The following is a 17,048-nucleotide window of genomic DNA, read 5'->3' as shown; positions in this document are numbered from 1 at the left end:
CATCCGTCCTTACGGCACCTCATGTCCCATGGCATGGGTGTAGAGCTCGAACCACGTCTGGCGATCCATTTCGACACGACAGGCATCAGAAAGTTTTTCAATCCGGTCAAGACTGTTGGTCCCCATCACCGGAATGATCCGCGCCGGGTGCCGCAACAGCCAGGCCACCGCCACCGCCGACCAGTCGGTGCCCTGTTCCGCCCCCACCCGGTGCAGCGCGTCGCGCAGCCGCAGATCGGCGCCCGACAGCAGGCTGCCCCCGGCCAGCGGGCTCCACGCCATCAGCGGCTGGCCGTGACGCTGGTGAAAGGCGATGTCACCATTGGTAAAGGCATCGTATGCCCGCAGGCTGACCTCGATCTGGTTCGTCACCAGCGGGGATTTCATCGCCGATTGCAGCAGCTCAAAATCCCAGGGGCGGAAGTTCGACACGCCCACCGCCAGCACCTTGCCGCTGGCCACCAACGCGTCAAGGGCGGCCCCGGTTTCCTCATGATCCATCAGCGGATCGGGGCGATGGATCAGCAACAGGTCGATCCGGTCGGTCGCCATATCGCGCAAGGATGCCTCGACGCTGGCGGCGATATGGGCGGCGGAAGTGTCGTAATGCTTCACCCGTGCCGCGGCATGGCGGCCTGCGGGGGCCACGATATCGCATTTGGTCACAATCTCGATCTGGTCCCGCAGGGCGGGTGCGGCCTTCAGGGCCGCGCCAAAGATCGCCTCGGCGGTATAGCCGCCGTAAATGTCGGCCTGATCCATCGTGGTGATGCCCTGGGCAAGGCACGCCTCGACCTTGGCCTGCACATGGGCGGGCGAGGTGTCGGCATCATCGCCCAGACGCCACATGCCATAGACCAGACGCGACAGGGAGACTTCGGGCGAAAGGGTGATCTTTTCCATCAGCGGCGGGGTCCGTTTCCTAAAGGGGTGGCGGGAGTGCTGGCGGGCACACGGCCGTATTCATGCGGCAGAGAGCAGGTTTTCAGCTGTGGCAGCACCCTGGTGCCGAAATGGTCACATTCCTCAAGATGAGGATAGCCCGAAAAGATAAAGGCACGGATGCCCATCTTGCGGTAGTCCTCGATCTGGCTCAGCACCTGATCGGTGGACCCGACCAGCGCCGCGCCACAGCCCGACCGCGCCCGGCCGATGCCGGTCCACAGATGGCGCTCGGTATAGCCGAACTGATCGGCCAGTTCGCGCGCCCGCGCCTGATGTGCCACGCCAAGGCTGATGGAATCATGCGCCCGGTCGCGGATCAGCTTGCCGTATTCGTCATCCAGCTTGCTGGCGATATGCTCGGCATACTCCCGCGCTTCAGCTTCCGTGTCGCGCACGATCATATGCACGCGCAAGCCGTAATCCAGCGTCCGGCCATGGGCGGCAGCGCGGGCATGCACATCGCGCATCCGCTGTGCCAGCATGTCTTTGGTTTCAGGCCACATCAGGTAAACATCGCATTGCGCGCCACAAAGTTCCAGCGCGTCGGGGGAATAGCCGCCGAAATACAGCAAGGGCCCGCCGTTCTGCTGATACGGCCGCGCCGGGTCGGCGCTGATCTTGCTGATCTGATAGATCTCGCCCGCGTAGTCGATATGGTCCTGCGTCCAGGCCTGCCGCAGAATTTCCACAACCTCGTGACTGCGCTTGTAGCGAAAGGCGCTGGGGGCGACTTCGCCGGGGAAGTCCGACGAGATGACATTCAGCGTCAGCCGCCCTTGCAGCATATGGTCCAGCGTGGCCACGGTGCGGGCCAGCATCACCGGCTGCATCTCGCCGCAGCGGATCGCGGCAAGGAAGTTGATGCTATCGGTGATCGGCGCGCAGCCCGCGACAAAGGACAAGGTATCCTGCCCGACCTGATACGACGACGGGCACAGGATGTTGCGAAAGCCATGCGCCTCGGCGCGCTTGACGATGCCCGAGCAATGCGCCCAGCTGGAGCGCAGGGCCGGGTCGGGCACGCCGAGATATTCATAGTCATCCGAGCACAGGGCGGCGAACCAGCTGACCTCGCTGGCATCAAGATCGGCCGAGGTGACGGGCACCACTGTCATGACGTTTCCTCCCAGAAATCCATGGATGAGACTCAACTTTTTTCTTGCGTAGCATCGGAAATCCTATAGATCAATCCTGTATCAATTTACGGCACAGTCTATGTCCTCCCCCGGCGCCCTGCCCTTGTATCTTCAGATCAGCGAGCTGTTGATCCGCGACATCGCGGCGGGGCGGCTGATCGACGGCGAACGCCTGCCGCCCGAGCGCGAGATGGCGGCGGGGCTGGGGATTGCGGTCGGCACCTTGCGGCAGGCGCTGCAGGCGCTGGCCGCCAAGGGGCTGGTGGAGCGCAAACAAGGGTCTGGCAATTACATCCGCGCCAAGGCCGACCCGTCCTCGGTCTATGCGCTGCTGCGGATCGAGCTGTTGTCGGGGGGCGGCCTGCCGACCGCCCGGGTGCTGTCAGTCGACCGGTTGCCGAAAGACCCCAGGCTGCCCGCCTTTGGCACCAGCGCCGAAGGCCACCGCATCCGCCGCCTGCGGTTTCTCTCGGGCGTGGTGGCGGCGGTCGAGGAGATCTGGCTGGATGGCGCGCTGGCCGAGCGGATCGCCCCCGAAGACCTGTCGGAATCGCTGTATTTCTACTACCGCCAGCGCCTGAACCTGTGGATCACCCGGGCCGAAGACCGCGTCGGCCTTGGGGCCCTGCCCGACTGGGTGCTGGCGGAGTTTCCGCACCCCCCCGGCACGCCGCTGCCGATGATCACCCGCATCGCACGGGGGCAGGACGGCCAGTCGGCCGAAGCGTCCTTCACCTGGTATGACCCTGACCGCGTGGCCTATGTGGCCCGCCTGAAATGAGGCCCGTTTGAAATGAGATCACTATGGATCTGAGATACGGTATCATCGGCTGTGGCATGATGGGGCAAGAGCATCTGCGCAACATCGCGCTGATCCCTCGTGCAAGCGTGGCGGCCATCTTTGAGCCCGACCCCGCGATGCGCGCGCGGGCGGCAGAGCTGGCACCGGGGGCGGTGATGGTGGACAGCGTGGCCGAGGTGGTGGCGCACAGCGACGTGAACTGCCTGCTGATCGTGTCGCCCAACCACATGCATCTGGCGCAGCTGGAACAGATCGCCGCGATCCGCCCGCTGCCGATCCTGTGCGAAAAGCCGCTGTTCACCGACCCTGCCGATGCCCCGCGTCTGGCGGCGTTGCGCGCGGCCTACCCCGCGCCGATCTGGGTGGCGATGGAGTACCGCTATATGCCGCCCGTCGCGCATCTGATCGCGCAAGCCGAGGCGGCGACTGGCGGCATCAAAATGCTGACCATCCGCGAGCATCGCTTTCCGTTTCTGGAGAAAGTCGGCGACTGGAACCGCTTTAACCACAACACGGGCGGCACACTGGTGGAAAAATGCTGCCATTTCTTTGACCTGATGCGGCTGATTGCCGGCTGCGACCCGGTGCGGGTGATGGCGAGTGCGGGACAGGCGGTGAACCATCTGGACGAGCGTTATGGTGGTCAGACCCCGGACATCTGGGACAATGCCTATGTAATCGTCGAGTTCGAGAACGGGCTGCGCGCGATGCTGGAGCTGTGCATGTTTGCCGAAGGCGCGCGCTATCAGGAGGAAATCTCGGCCGTGGGGCCGCTGGGCAAGATCGAATGCCTTGTGCCCGGACCGGGCCGGTTCTGGCCCGCCCATCTGGGTGCGGCCCCGGTGCCGCAGGTGATCGTCAGCCCACGCGACCCGAAGGGTCCGCAGGTGCAGGAGGTGCCGGTGGACCCGGCGCTGCTGGCGGCGGGCGATCACAACGGCAGCACCTTTTATCAGCATCAGGGCTTTGCCCGCGTGGTGCGCGGTGAACAGGCGGCAGAGGTCAGCCTGCTGGATGGCTGGTGGGCCGTGGCCATCGGCATGGCCGCGCAGGAAAGCGCCGCCACCGGGCAGGCGGTGGACCTGACCCGCGCCCCCTATGCACCCCCCGCCGGGAACGGCCAAAGGTGATCTGATTGCGCCCCCGCAAAGGGCGGGGGCAAGCTGTTTGGTGCGGGGGGCTCCGCCCCCGTCGCGCGGCGACAGCGCCTGTGGCAGACCGCCCGCACTGACGCGCGACTCCCCCGGAGTATTTGGGAAAGCAGCAAAGCACGACGGTCGGCAAGTTCTTGCTTGCATCCCCCCCCTGAAATCTGTTCCCTGCGGCCCTGACCTGCGGGAGACGACGATGGCGGTGGTGAAGTTGAATGACGGCAACCGGATTCCGGCGCTGGGTTTGGGAATCTGGCAGATTCCGGCAGATCAGACCAGCCATATCGTGTCGTCGGCCTTGCGCATGGGCTATGCACTGGTGGACGGTGCGGCGATCTATGGCAACGAGACGGGCCTGGGTGAAGGTCTGCGCCAGTCCGGCGTGGCGCGGGATCAGGTGTTTGTCACCACCAAGATCTGGAACGACCGTCAGGGCCATGATGAGACCTTGCGCGCCTTTGACGTGTCGGTGGCGCGGCTGGGGCTGGAGCCGGACTTGCTGTTGATCCATTGGCCCTGCCCGCAAAAGGGCCTGTATCTGGACACCTGGCGCGCGATGATCCGGCTGCGCGAAGCGGGCCGGGTGAAATCCATCGGCGTGTCGAATTTCATGGGCGACCATCTGGAGCGGCTGATCGGTGAGACCGGCGTGACGCCGGTTCTGAACCAGATCGAGCTGCATCCGGGATTGCAGCAGGCCGAGTTGCGCGCTTTGCACGACCGGCTGGGGATTGTCACCCAGAGCTGGACCCCGCTGGGCAAGGGGCAGGCGTTTGACGCCGCCCCGGTGCAGGCGGTGGCGGCGCGCACCGGCAAGACTCCGGCGCAGGTGATTTTGCGCTGGCATATCCAGCTGGGCTGTTCGGTGATCCCGCGCAGCACCGATGCGGGGCGGCTGGCGCAAAATCTGGATGTCTGCGATTTCAGCCTGACCGAAGACGAGATGACAGCAATGGCGACACTGGACGCGGGCCTGCGCGGCGGACCGGACCCGAGACTGTTCAGCTAGGGATGCTGTGGATCGCCGCCAGATCCCTGCTAGGACGCTGACACTGCGGCGGCGGAGGCGGACTGGGCGGCAAAACTGATCCCGCCCGGTTGCGGTTCTGGCGGTTTCGCCAGCTCAATCAGGATGACCGCCGGATTGCGGACCTTTGCCGCCTCACAATCCTGCCAAAGTTGCGCGACTGTTGTGGTCAGGCTGCGTTCATTCGCGCGCGAAACATTGGTAGCGACAGTCACCGGCTGATCCGGCGCGACCCCGGCGGCGATCAGCTGATCAGACAGCGCCCGAAGCTGCGTCATCGCCATGTAAAACACCAGCGAGGTGCCGGGCCGGGCGATTTCGCCGATCTGCGACGGCATCTCGCCGGTGCAGCAGGTGGCCGTGGCCAGCACCACGCGATCTGTCACCCCACGTTGGGTCAGCGGCTGGCACAGGCTCGCGGCAGCGGCAGAGGCGGCGGTCACCCCGGGAATGATCTCGATGTCGATCCCGTGCGCGCGGGCGGCGGCGATTTCTTCGGCAGCCCGGCCAAAGACGGACGGATCGCCGGATTTCAGCCGCACCACCCGTTTGCCCTGCAAGGCGGCTGCCACGATGGTCGCATCGATCCGGGCTTGCGGCCAGCTGTGCGCGCCCACCTCTTTGCCGACAAAGATGCAGGCGGCACCGGGCCGGGCAAAGGCCAGCACCTCCGGCTCTACCAGCCGGTCATAGTAGATGACATCGGCCTGCCCAAGACAGCGCACCGCCCGCAGCGTCAGATGGTCTGCCGCCCCCGGACCGGCCCCGACCAGCGCGATACGACCACGCGGCGGGGTGACTGTAGAGGGGACAATGGTTGCTGGGTTCTGAAGATAGCTCATTCGGCGGCCTCGCAGTGGCTGTGACGGGCGACAAGGGCGGCAAGTTCGGGGCGGCAGGAGCCGCAATTGGTGCCAGCGCCAATTGCGGCGCCGATGGCGTCAACGGTCATCAGCCCGTCGGTGCTCATGGCGCGAAGAATGGTGTTCAGACCGACATTGAGGCAGGCACAGACCGTTGGCCCCGGATCGGGACGGTCTGCCGCCGGACGGCCAGCCAGAACCGAAACGTCAGTGCCGCCAAGGGCCGACGCCAGATGCGCGCGGGATAGCAGCACAGGCGCGCGCGCGATAAACAGCGCCGCGATGAGGCGGCCCTGCTCGACAAAGGCCATGCGGTGGACCCCCTGCGCCGGGTCAGAGACCATGGCCGAAGGTGCGGCCAGCCCGAACAGCGCGGAGGCCCAGTCCGCCCAGTCCTGCGGCTCCTCCTGTCCTGCCAGTTCCATCTGCATCCCGCCCGCGACCGGGCCTTTGGCCCAATAGTCACAGGTGGGGCGCAGGCCATTGCGCGACAGAGCAAAGCCATACCACCGGGCGGCAAAGGGCCGGATGGCGACCGCGGCGGATTTGCTGGCGGGCTGGCCGGAGACCGGGTCTGTCAGACCCGGCACCAGCACATCAATGCGGCCGGTCGGTGCCGTCTCGCCCGTCCAGTGCATCGGCGCAAACGGGTGGCCGGGCTGAACCCGGTCGCTGATCATCACCCGCAGCACCGAGCGGCCCTGATCATTGCTGAGCTCGGCCAGCGAGGCCGGGGCCAGACCCAGACGCGCGGCATCCGTCGGATGCACCTCCAGATACGGCTCGCCCAGATGCTGTGACAGGCGCGGGGCCATGCCGGTTCGGGTCATTGTGTGCCACTGGTCGCGCACCCGCCCGGTGTTGAGCCGGAACGGCTGCGCGGCGGGCGCGGTTTCGGGCAGCCGGGCGGTGACCGGCACCATGCGGGCGCGGCCATCGGGGGTGTGGAAGCGTCCATCGCCAAAGAACCGGCCGCCCCGCTTGCCCGCTTGTGGCCAGACTGTCGGAGCAAGGGTGGCGTAATCCGCCCCGACCAGACCCGAGATGTCAAAGTCGCTGCCCAGACCCCCGGCCACTCCGGACAGGGCGGCGTATTCGTCAAAGATCGCGCCGGGGCCATCCCAGTCAAAGCCGGCAAACCCCATGCGTTGCGCCACCTGTGCCAGCTGCCACCAATCCGCCCGCGCCTGCCCCGGCGGCGCGGCAAAGGCGCGCTGGCGGCTGATCATCCGCTCGGAATTGGTAACGGTGCCCTCCTTTTCGCCCCAGCCGGCTGCGGGCAACAGCACCTGTGCCAGCCGGGCGGTATCTGTCGTGGGCCAGATGTCGCTGACCGCCACGAAATCACAGCCCGCGATGGCGCGGGCCACACGGTCGGCGTCGGGCATCGTGACGGCGGGGTTGGTGTGCAGAATCCACAGGGCCTTGATCCGCCCGTCTTCGACCGCGCGGAACATGTCCACCGCTTTCAGCCCGGGTTTGTCGGCCATGGTGGGCGACGCCCAGAAGCCCTGAACGGCATCGCGATGGAGCGCATTCTCAAGATCCAGATGACAGGCCAGCATATTGGCCAGACCGCCAACCTCACGGCCGCCCATGGCATTGGGCTGGCCGGTCACCGAAAACGGCCCCATGCCGGGGCGACCAATGCGCCCCGTCGCAAGGTGGCAGTTTAGGATCGCGTTCACCTTGTCGGTGCCGCTGTCAGACTGGTTGATGCCTTGGGAGTAGACGGTGACCACCCGTTCGGTGCTGGCCCATAGCGTGAGAAACGCCACCAGATCGGCCTGAGGCAGTCCGGTTTCGGCGGCGGTGCTGCTGCGGGCGGCGGCGAGGGTGGCCTCCAGCCCGGAGACATGCGCGAGAAAATCCGCCGAGATCTGGCCGCTGTCGGCAAGGTGGCACAGAAGCAGATTGAACAGATGCGCATCGGCGCCCGGTGCCAGGGCCAGGTGCAGGTCTGCCCCTTCGCAGGTCGCGGTGCGGCGGGGGTCGATCACGACAATCTTCAGGTCGGGCCGCGCCGCCCTGGCCGCCATCAGGCGCTGGTGCAGCACCGGGTGGCACCAGGCCAGATTGCTGCCGACCAGCACCACCAGATTGGCCAGCTCCAGATCTTCATACTGCCCCGGCACAGTGTCGGACCCGAAGGCGCGGCGGTGGCCAGCCACGGAAGACGCCATACAGAGCCGCGAGTTGGTGTCGATATTGGCGCTGCCGATGAAGCCCTTCATCAGCTTGTTGGCGACGTAGTAATCTTCGATCAGCAGCTGGCCAGAGACATAGAGCGCCACCGAATCCGGCCCGTGTGCCGCGATGGTTTGCGAAAACCGCGCCGCCACCTCATCCAGCGCGCTATCCCATGACACCTGCCGCCCCCGGATCATCGGTGCCAGCAGCCGCCCCTCGGTCGACAGCGTTTCGCCCAAGGCCGCCCCCTTGACGCACAACCGGCCCCGGTTGGCGGGGTGGTCGGGGTCGCCCTTGATCTGAACGCCACCCTTGCCGTCGGGCGAGGCGATCACGCCGCAGCCGACGCCGCAATAAGGGCAGGTGCTGCGCACGGGGGCGGTCATGCGGCGCTGCGCCGGGCAAGCCGGGTCGTATCCAGCAGCACGCGACCGTTCTCCAGCCGCACCGGAAAGGTGTGAACCGCCCCCTCATCCGCGCCCTGCGCCTGCCCTGTGTTCATGTCGAACACCCAGGCATGCAGCGGGCAGGTGACCGATGTGCCATGCACGATCCCTTCGGACAGCGGCCCGCCCTTGTGGGGGCAGCGATCCTCCAGCGCGAACAGCTGATCATCGGCGGTGCGGAACACCGCAATGCAGCCGATCATGGTTTTCACCACCCGCGCGCCCTGACGCGGGATGTCATCCAATGCGGCGATGTCGATGAACTGGGTCATTCTGCGGCCCTCAGGGTCAGATCGGCAACCGGCGCCCAGTCTGCCGGCGTTGCGGCCAGTTCGGCCCATGGATCGGTCTGGTAGACCGATTGCGACAGCATGAAGCGGTCATAAAGCGCGCGGCGGTTGGCCGGGTCTTCGACCTGCGCGCGACACCAGTCAAGGCCGACCTTTGCCACCCATTTGTAGATGCGGTGCAGATAGCGGGCGTTTTCGCGGTAAAGCTGGGTAAAGGCGGCAATCACCTCCATCACCTCGGCTTCCGTGGTGACCTTGCACAGGAATTCGGTCTCACGCACGTCCATGCCAGCGGCACCCGCCACGCTGATTTCATACCCGGAATCAACGCAGACCACGCCGATATCCTTGCACGTCGCCTCGGCACAGTTGCGCGGGCAGCCCGAGACGCCCAGCTTGACCTTGGCCGGGGTCCATGAGCCCCAGAGCAGTTTCTCCAGCTTGATCCCCAGCCCGGTGCTGTCCTGCGTGCCAAAGCGGCAGAAGTCTGTCCCGACACAGGTTTTCACCGTGCGCAGACCTTTGGCATAGGCGTGGCCACTGACCATCCCGGCGGCGTTCAGGTCAGACCAGATGGCGGGCAGGTCTTCTTTCTTGACGCCCAGCAGGTCGATCCGCTGGCCGCCGGTCACTTTGACCATCGGCACCGCATAGCGGTCGGCGGCATCGGCGATGGCGCGCAACTCGGCAGGCGTGGTGACGCCGCCCCACATGCGCGGCACGACGGAATAGGTGCCATCCTTCTGGATGTTGCCATGATTGCGCTCGTTCACAAAGCGCGACTGGCGGTCATCAGTGTACTCAAGCGGCCAGTCGGCGATCAGGTAATAGTTCAGCGCCGGGCGGCACGACGCGCAGCCGCCAACGGTTTTCCAGCCCAGTTCCTGCATCACGGCGGGAATGGACTTCAGCCCCATCGACTTGATCAGCCGCCGCACATCCTCATGCGTGTGATCGGTGCATTTGCACATGGGTGGGTTGGCATTGGCGCTAAAGCTGTTACCCAGCGTCAGCGCCATCACCTGTTCGACCAGCCCGGTGCAGGTGCCGCAGCTGGCACTGGCCTTGGTGGCCATGCGCACCATGTCCAGCGTGTTGGCCCCGCCTTGAATCGCGGTCACGATCCTGCCTTTGCAGACGCCGTTGCAGCCACAAATCTCCGCCTCAGGCGGCAAGGCTGCAACGGCTGCCAGAGGGTCCGTTTGGGCACCTCCCTGAAATGCCGGGCCAAAGATCAGCGTGTCGCGCAGGTCGGTGACATCGCGGCCCTGCTTGATCAGGTCAAAGAACCATGCGCCATCGGCAGTATCACCATACATCACCGCGCCGATCAGCTGCTCGCCTTCAAGGATCAGGCGCTTGTAGACCCCGCGCCCCGGATCGCGGAACACGATATCCTCGCGCCCCGGCGCATCGGCGAAATCGCCTGCGCTGAACAGATCGACACCGGTGACCTTCAGCTTGGTCGCGGTCTGCACGGGCTTGAACGCTGCGTCCTGCCCCAGCAGCGTCGCCGCCAGCACCTTGGCCTGATCATAAAGCGGCGCGACAAGGCCAAAGAGCTGGCGATCATGCTCCACGCATTCCCCCAACGCAAAGATCGCCGGGTCAGAGGTGCGCATCTGATCGTCCACGGTGATGCCGCGCCCGACCTCGAGATGCGCGTCATTGGCCAGCCGCACCTCGGGCCGGATGCCAACGGCCATGCAGACCAGATCGGCGGGGTAGACGGTGCCATCTTCCAGCAGCACCGCCTCGACCCGATCCTCGCCCAGAATGGCCTTGGTGGCCCCTTTGCAATGCACCCGGATGCCCCGGCTTTCGAGATCCTTTTGCAGAAGGTATCCGGCAGCGGGGTCCAGCTGACGTTCCATCAGATGGCCCATCAGGTGAATGACCACCACCTCGGCCCCGCGTGCGGCCATGCCGGCTGCCGCCTCCAGCCCCAGCAGGCCGCCGCCGATCACAACGGCGCGTGCCCCCGGTTTGCTGGCGGCGATCATCGCATTGGTGTCTTCCAGATCGCGGTAGGTGCAGACGCCCGGCAGATCCTTGCCCGGCACCGGAATGATGAACGGGGCCGATCCGGTCGCAATCACCAGCGCGTCATAGGGAACGCCGCCCGCGTTGGAATAAACGATCCGGTTGGCGCGGTCGATCTTGACCACCGCCTCGCCAAAGCGGCAATCAACGCCATGCGCCTCATACCACTCCGCATCATGGGTCACGATCTGGGCGTAGGTCTTTTCGCCAGACAGCACCGGCGACAGCATCAGCCGGTTGTAGTTGCCGCGCGCCTCAGCGTTGAACAGGGTGACATCGAAATCACCGCCCGCCTCAAAGATCGTCTCCAGCATCCGGCCCGAGGCCATGCCTGCGCCGATCACCACAAGTTTCTGTTTCATGATCTTTACTCCGCCGCTTCGACAAAGCGGTGACGTTCATACAGGAACCGCAGCACCGCTTCGCGGGCGCGGACGTAATCGGGGTTGCTGGCCAGCGCGATGCGGTCGCGGGGGCGGGGAATGCCCACCTCCAGCACCTCACCGATCGTTGCCTCAGGGCCGTTGGTCATCATCACGATGCGGTCGGCCAGCAGCACGGCCTCATCCACGTCATGGGTGATCATGATCATGGTGTTGCCAAGCCGCGCGTGAATATCCATCACCGCATCCTGCAGATGCGCCCGGGTCAGCGCATCGAGCGCGCCGAAGGGTTCATCCAGGAGCAGCACCTTGGGTTCCATCGACAGCGCGCGGGCAATGCCGACGCGCTGCCGCATGCCGCCCGAAATCTCGCCCGGGCGCTTGTCGGCGGCATGGGTCATCTGCACCAGATCAAGGTTCTGCATGATCCAGTCATGCCGTTCCGCCCGCGATTTGGTGGAGGAAAACACCTTGTTCACCGCCAGCTTCACGTTGTCATACACGGTCAGCCAAGGCAGCAGGCTGTGGTTCTGGAACACCACCGCGCGTTCCGGCCCCGGCGCGTTGACCTCGCGCCCTTCCAGCTTCAGCGCACCTGTGGTCACGTCGGTCAGCCCGGCGATCAGGTTCAAGAGCGTGGACTTGCCGCAACCGGAATGGCCGATGATCGACACGAACTCGCCCTTGTCGATGGTCAGGCGGATATCGGACAGAACCTCGGTGACCTTGGACCCGTTGGTAAAGGATTTGCAGACCCGGTCGATGTGCAGGTATTTTGCGGATACCATGGTCATGTCGCTGTCCCCCGTGAAATGACGGCGCCAAGCCAGCCCACCAGACGGTCCAGCACAAAGCCGGTCACCCCGATGTAGATCAGCGCCACGATGATGTCGGTCAGGCGTGACGAGTTCCACGCATCCCAGATGAAGAACCCGATGCCGACACCGCCGGTCAGCATCTCGGCGGCAACGATGGCCAGCCAGGACAGGCCAACCCCGATGCGCAGGCCGGAAAAGATGTAAGGCGCGGCAGAGGGGACCATGATCTTCCAGAAGAACTCCACCTGATTGAGCCGCAGAACGGCGGCCACATTGCGGTAATCCTGCGGAATGGCGCGGACCCCGGCGGCGGTGTTGATGATGATCGGCCAGATCGCGGTGATGAAGATCACAAAGATCGCACTCGGGCGGCTGTCCATGAAGGCGGCAAGGCTGATCGGCAACCACGCCAGGGGCGGCACGGTGCGCAGCACCTGAAAGATCGGATCAAAGCCGCGCATCATCAGCGCCGACTGACCAATGACCGCGCCCATCAGCACCCCGGCAATCGCTGCAAGGCCAAAGCCATAAGCCACACGCTCCAGCGAGGTCAGCACCCGCCAGCCAAGGCCGATGTCCTGCGAGCCGTAGACAAAGAACGGATCCAGGATCAGCTCGCTGCTTTCGGCCCAGACCTTGGTGGGCGTCGGCAACCCGGCATTGGGGCCGGAAAAGGCGATCTGCCAGATCGCCAGCAGCACGAACAGCACCACCAGCGGCGGCAGCACCGATGAGACGACCCAAGCCAGCGACTTTTGCAGCCACTGTCCTGACCTTGCCGCAACCGGAAGCGGCAGAACCTTTGCCTCTGCGGGTTTGGCCGGGGCCCCGGAGGCCGCAGGCGAAGTCTTTTTCAACGCAACGACAGACATGCCCACCCCCTTACACCATGGCCTTGATCGACTGACTGTCGAGGTAGGCCTCGGCGTTGGCCGGATCGAAAGTCTTGCCGTCAAAGAACGTCTCTACCCCGCGGCTATCGCCAAAACCCGAGGTGTCGATCCCCAGACCCGCCGCCGCCTGCAGCCACAGGTCGCTGCGGTTGGTGGCATCCACGGTCGCCTTGGTGTCCAGATCGCCGGGGAAATAGCCCCACCGCTTGTTTTCGGTGATGAACCACGCATCCAGCGACTTCCACGGGAACGAGGTGGCGCCCCCCCTCCAGAACTTCATCGCCAGTGCCGGGTCCGATGCAGTGCGGCCATTGCCATAGTTCACCTCGCCCTTGATGCGGCCGATGATGTCGCCGACGGGCACGTTGTACCACTGACGCCGCCCGATGATTTCGGCCATCTCATCCTTGTTGGCGGCGTCTTCGCACCAGATCTGCGCCTCCATCACCGCCATCATCAGGGCGAGCGTGGCGTTGGGGTTGGCATCAACCCATTCGGCGCGCATGCCCAGCACCTTTTCAGGGTGATTGGCCCAGACTTCGCCGGTCGTGGCGGCGGTAAAACCGATGCCCTGATTGACCAGCTGTTCATTCCACGGCTCGCCCACACAGAATGCTTCCATGTTGCCGACCTTCATGTTCGCCACCATCTGCGGTGGCGGCACGACGATCAGATCAACATCCTTGGTCGGGTCGATGCCGCCAGCCGCCAGCCAGTAGCGCATCCACAGATCATGGGTGCCGCCGGGAAAGGTCATTGCGACCGGAATTTCCTGCCCGGCGGCGCGTTTGGCGGCAAATGCCTCGCGCAGGGGTGCGCTGTCCAGCCCGACGCCGGTTTCGGCATAGGCCTGCGCCACCGACAGCCCCTGACAATCTTCGTTCAGGTTCAAAAGCGTATACATCGGCAGCGGCTGGTTGTTCTGCATCACCTTGCCGGTCGCATACAGGTGCACCTTGGGGCGCAGGATATGGCCGCCATCAATGCCGCCCCCCGCTGACCCAAGCGCCATGTTATCCCGCGTGGCGCCCCAGCTGGCCTGCTTTTCCACCTTCACATCCGGCATGCCATGTTTGGCATAGAAGCCCTTTTCATACGCAATGATCAGCGGCGCGGAATCGGTCAGGGCGATATAGCCCAGCGTGCACCCCGTCACTTCGGGCGTGGGCGTCGCGGCCCAGGCACCGCCCGGCAAAGCAAGCCGGGCAGCGGCTGCGGTGGCGGCAACGCTGACGGCGGATTTCAGAAAGCTGCGGCGAGTGGGCTGGATCAGGGTCATATGGCGTGTCCTCTGGCAAAGGCCGGGCCGGCGGTTGCGCGGCGGGCTTGGGCTGAACGGCAAAAAGCCACCTCGATCACTGCCTCGGACGCGAGGACAGGATGGGTGGCGGCGTTGCCATTTGGGGGGACCGCATCTTTGCGGAAAACGTGCAGGTCAAAAGCGCCATTGCTTTCGACTTGTCTTCAGGATGGGCTGCTTGCTGGCTTCCGGTCAAGTGCTGCAATGCAGTATCGCGGCCGCAGCATTCCTTTTACGCAACGCCCGAAAGCCGTGCTCAAAACTTCAGCGCAACGCAAAGGCCGGATCAAAGGTTTCGCCGTCAAAAAAGGCGTCCGGCGCCAGAATCATCTGGCCCTTTTCCGAAGCAACCGCCGTCGGATGCGCCATTGCCCCCTCGATCCGGGCCGAAGCGCCGGGCAGATCTGCCCCGGCGCTGCGCAGGTGCTGGCGGTACAGATCGGTGCGGAAACACTCCGTCGCCTGCTCCATCGCGTGCGTGACATTCAGCCCGTGCAGCCCGGCAATCCGGCGCGCCAGAAGGGCGGCCAGACTGCGCCAGGGAAAATTCACCGCCCCGTCGTGAAACCGGATGAAGCCGGGAAACTGCCGGATTTCGCCCGCCGCGCTGACATGCAGACGGCCCAGCAGGCCCCGTTCCGTCAGTTCCGGCGGCAGGTTCAGGTATTCGGGCCGCGACAGGATCTCGGCCGCCGTTCCGCGATTGTCTGGCCGGTCGAGCCAGCGGCAAGCCCGCCAGACGGCCCGCATCAGCCGCCCGGTTTCTTCGGGGCGGGCCTCGGTAAAGTCGCGGGTCAGCACCAGCCCCTTTTCCGGCGGCGAGGCCCAGATCGCCCGCCCCGCCAGCAACAGCGCCCCGACCCCGGTTTCCACCGCATAAGAGGCCCAGGGCTCGCCGACACAGAACGCATCCACTTCACCTGCCGCCAGCGCGTCGGCCATCAGGGGCGGCGGTACGGTGTGGATGGTGACCCCGGCAGCTAAATCAGTGCCGTCCAGCCAGCGCCGCACCAGTTCGGCCTGCGTCGAGAACGGAAACGGCACGCCCACCCGCAATTGGCCTTTGGTGACCGCCATCAGCGCATCCCGCGCGGCGACAGGATCATCAAAGCCAAACCCGTGCCCCTGCCCGCGCATCGCATCGGCGAGGGCGGCACTGACCGCAATCGCCTGCCCGCCCACCGACAGCATCATCACCAGATCAAACCGGGGATAATCAGGGCCAAGCCCAAGCGTCTGTGCAATCGGCAGCGGCACCAGCATATGCGCGGCATCAATCGTGCCCATGCCCAGCAGATCCCGGCTCTGTGCCCAGCTTTGCACCCGGATCAGATCGAAGCTCAACCCTTCCTCGGCAGCAAAGCCAAGCTCCTGCGCCACGATCAGGGGTGCGGCATCGGTCAACGGCACATAGCCCAGGCGCAGCGTCGTCAGGCTCATGTCAAAAGCCCCGCCGCCATCACCAGTTGCTGCGCGATATCGGCCACGCGGCGTTTCTGGTCCATCGCCGTCTTGCGCAGCAGCGCATAGGCGGCCTCTTCGTCAATCCCGCGCGCCTTCATCAGAATGGCCTTGGCGCGGTCGATGATCTTGCGATCCTCCAGCGCGGCCTTGGTGGCGGCGAGTTCGGCGCGCATCTTCTGGAACATGTGAAACCGCGCAATGGCGGCATCCAGTACCGGCTTGATCCGTTCCGGCTGCAACCCGTCGACCACATAGGCCGAGACACCCGCCTCGATCGCGGCACGCGTCAGTTGCTCGTCGGACCGGTCGACAAACATCGCGACGGGCCGTTCCATCGGGCCAGAGACCAGCGCCAGCTCCTCCAGCACATCGCGCGACGGGTCGGCCACGTCGATCAGCACGATATCCGGCTTTTGTTCGGCAATCCGTCGCGCCAGGCCGGTTTCTTCGGAAATGACCGTGATGGCATGATCGCCCGACGCCATGAGGCCGTCGACAATGCGCAATGCGCGCTCCCGGTCGCGCTCGACAACGATGATGGAAAGCCGTGCCATGTCTCAACTCCGTCACAGCGAACAGCCGCCGGAGCCAGCATCTGTGCAATGAAAGATGTGGGCAAAGGCCAGCAGATCGCAGATTTCGCCTGCATTCTACGCAAAACTCAGCGAAGCGCCTGTCATTTAAGCAATTCCGGCACAGCGCAGCCCTGCAACCGCCACGGCCCTTGCCAAAAATGGGCCGCAGGATTCCTCCCACGGTCAGTTGCCTGTACGGCAAACACGTCCGTGCCTGAGCGGAGTGGGCCGCCAGTCGTCGTAAAGTATCGGCTGGAGAGGAGATTCTGATGGGCGGCCTGCACCCCCGGGGTCAGCACCGCCCAATAGTGGAACGAGGCCAGCCCCGGCCCGCCAGCATGGCTTCCGGGCATGGCCTGAGAAATCCCTCCCCAACACAAAACGCGCGGCCCGTGGTCTGGGCCGCGCGCTGTGGGGCTCGCGCAAGGGGAGCCCTGTGGTGACGGCGTGGCTCAGGCCGTGGTGTCGTCCAGCCCGCCCAGCAGGCCGTCCGATCCCAGCAATCCGCCGTCGCCCCCCAGCAGGCCGCCCCCCAGAAGACCGCCGCCGAGAAGACCGCCGGCACCGTCGGTTGCACCGCCCAGAAGGCCCCCCAGCAGGCCTCCGGATGTCGCATCCCCGTCGCCCAGCAGGCCCGCGCCCGTCAGCTCGCCGATCAGCCCGTCAGACCCGGTGAGATCGCCCAGCAGCCCGTCGTCGCCGATCGCATCGCCCAGCACGCC

At 65.2% G+C, this 17,048-nt stretch carries 14 protein-coding genes and 1 pseudogene; 3 read left to right on the top strand and 12 right to left on the bottom strand.

Translation table 11 applies throughout. The features are described 5' to 3' along the window. Positions 1 to 9: 9 nt before the first annotated feature. Positions 10 to 903 carry an aldo/keto reductase gene (locus tag J2X53_RS19315; RefSeq protein ID WP_349039134.1) on the bottom strand — a complete coding sequence of 298 codons (894 nt, stop codon included), beginning with the start codon at positions 901 to 903 and terminating at the stop codon, positions 10 to 12. After that, on the bottom strand, positions 903 to 2,060 hold the full coding sequence (locus J2X53_RS19310) for an LLM class flavin-dependent oxidoreductase (RefSeq protein WP_349039133.1): 1,158 nt from the start codon (positions 2,058 to 2,060) through the stop codon (positions 903 to 905). The genes J2X53_RS19315 and J2X53_RS19310 overlap by 1 nt, the downstream gene beginning before the upstream one ends. Before the next feature lie 100 nt (positions 2,061 to 2,160). Here J2X53_RS19310 and J2X53_RS19305 point away from each other — a divergent pair, with 100 nt between their 5' ends. From J2X53_RS19305 to J2X53_RS19295, 3 genes are all read left to right on the top strand, one after another. Beyond that, on the top strand, positions 2,161 to 2,862 hold the full coding sequence (locus J2X53_RS19305; protein WP_349039132.1) for a GntR family transcriptional regulator: 702 nt from the start codon (positions 2,161 to 2,163) through the stop codon (positions 2,860 to 2,862). Between the two features lie 23 nt (positions 2,863 to 2,885). Continuing rightward, a complete protein-coding gene (locus J2X53_RS19300; RefSeq protein ID WP_349039131.1) occupies positions 2,886 to 4,013 on the top strand; it encodes a Gfo/Idh/MocA family oxidoreductase in 1,128 nt (375 codons plus the stop codon). Between the two features lie 217 nt (positions 4,014 to 4,230). After that, a complete protein-coding gene (locus J2X53_RS19295) occupies positions 4,231 to 5,043 on the top strand; it encodes an aldo/keto reductase (protein WP_349039130.1) in 813 nt (270 codons plus the stop codon). A gap of 29 nt (positions 5,044 to 5,072) precedes the next feature. Here the strand turns inward: J2X53_RS19295 and cobA are convergent, their stop codons facing one another. The 10 genes and pseudogenes from cobA to J2X53_RS19245 form a co-directional block, all read right to left on the bottom strand. Beyond that, the gene (gene cobA / locus J2X53_RS19290) at positions 5,073 to 5,903 is read right to left on the bottom strand and encodes a uroporphyrinogen-III C-methyltransferase (protein WP_349039129.1); all 831 of its coding nucleotides are present in this window, start codon (positions 5,901 to 5,903) and stop codon (positions 5,073 to 5,075) included. Further along, positions 5,900 to 8,500 (bottom strand): molybdopterin-dependent oxidoreductase, encoded by a 2,601-nt coding sequence (locus J2X53_RS19285; RefSeq protein WP_349039128.1) that lies wholly within the window; start codon positions 8,498 to 8,500, stop codon positions 5,900 to 5,902. Before J2X53_RS19285 ends, cobA begins: the two co-directional genes overlap by 4 nt. Continuing rightward, on the bottom strand, positions 8,497 to 8,832 hold the full coding sequence (nirD, locus tag J2X53_RS19280; protein ID WP_349039127.1) for a nitrite reductase small subunit NirD: 336 nt from the start codon (positions 8,830 to 8,832) through the stop codon (positions 8,497 to 8,499). Before nirD ends, J2X53_RS19285 begins: the two co-directional genes overlap by 4 nt. Further along, positions 8,829 to 11,255: a nitrite reductase large subunit NirB gene (gene nirB, locus J2X53_RS19275; protein WP_349039126.1), complete on the bottom strand. Its 2,427-nt coding sequence runs from the start codon at positions 11,253 to 11,255 to the stop codon at positions 8,829 to 8,831. The genes nirD and nirB overlap by 4 nt, the downstream gene beginning before the upstream one ends. Before the next feature lie 5 nt (positions 11,256 to 11,260). Next, positions 11,261 to 12,070: an ABC transporter ATP-binding protein gene (locus tag J2X53_RS19270; RefSeq protein WP_349039125.1), complete on the bottom strand. Its 810-nt coding sequence runs from the start codon at positions 12,068 to 12,070 to the stop codon at positions 11,261 to 11,263. Beyond that, the gene (gene ntrB / locus J2X53_RS19265) at positions 12,067 to 12,966 is read right to left on the bottom strand and encodes a nitrate ABC transporter permease (RefSeq protein WP_349039124.1); all 900 of its coding nucleotides are present in this window, start codon (positions 12,964 to 12,966) and stop codon (positions 12,067 to 12,069) included. Before ntrB ends, J2X53_RS19270 begins: the two co-directional genes overlap by 4 nt. A gap of 10 nt (positions 12,967 to 12,976) precedes the next feature. Next, positions 12,977 to 14,266, bottom strand: a complete 1,290-nt coding sequence (locus tag J2X53_RS19260; protein ID WP_349039123.1) for a CmpA/NrtA family ABC transporter substrate-binding protein — start codon at positions 14,264 to 14,266, stop codon at positions 12,977 to 12,979. Positions 14,267 to 14,551: 285 nt separating this feature from the next. Beyond that, positions 14,552 to 15,727 (bottom strand): CmpA/NrtA family ABC transporter substrate-binding protein, encoded by a 1,176-nt coding sequence (locus J2X53_RS19255; protein WP_349039122.1) that lies wholly within the window; start codon positions 15,725 to 15,727, stop codon positions 14,552 to 14,554. After that, positions 15,724 to 16,305 carry an ANTAR domain-containing protein gene (locus J2X53_RS19250; protein WP_118155853.1) on the bottom strand — a complete coding sequence of 194 codons (582 nt, stop codon included), beginning with the start codon at positions 16,303 to 16,305 and terminating at the stop codon, positions 15,724 to 15,726. The genes J2X53_RS19255 and J2X53_RS19250 overlap by 4 nt, the downstream gene beginning before the upstream one ends. Positions 16,306 to 16,778: 473 nt before the next feature. Then, a pseudogene (locus J2X53_RS19245) lies at positions 16,779 to 17,048 on the bottom strand (hypothetical protein); the annotation flags it as partial.

This window comes from Pseudotabrizicola sp. 4114 (assembly GCF_031457365.1).
Lineage (GTDB): Bacteria > Pseudomonadota > Alphaproteobacteria > Rhodobacterales > Rhodobacteraceae > Pseudotabrizicola.
The sequence above is the reverse complement of the archived record's forward strand: the minus strand, read 5'-3'. Positions and strand labels throughout refer to the sequence as shown.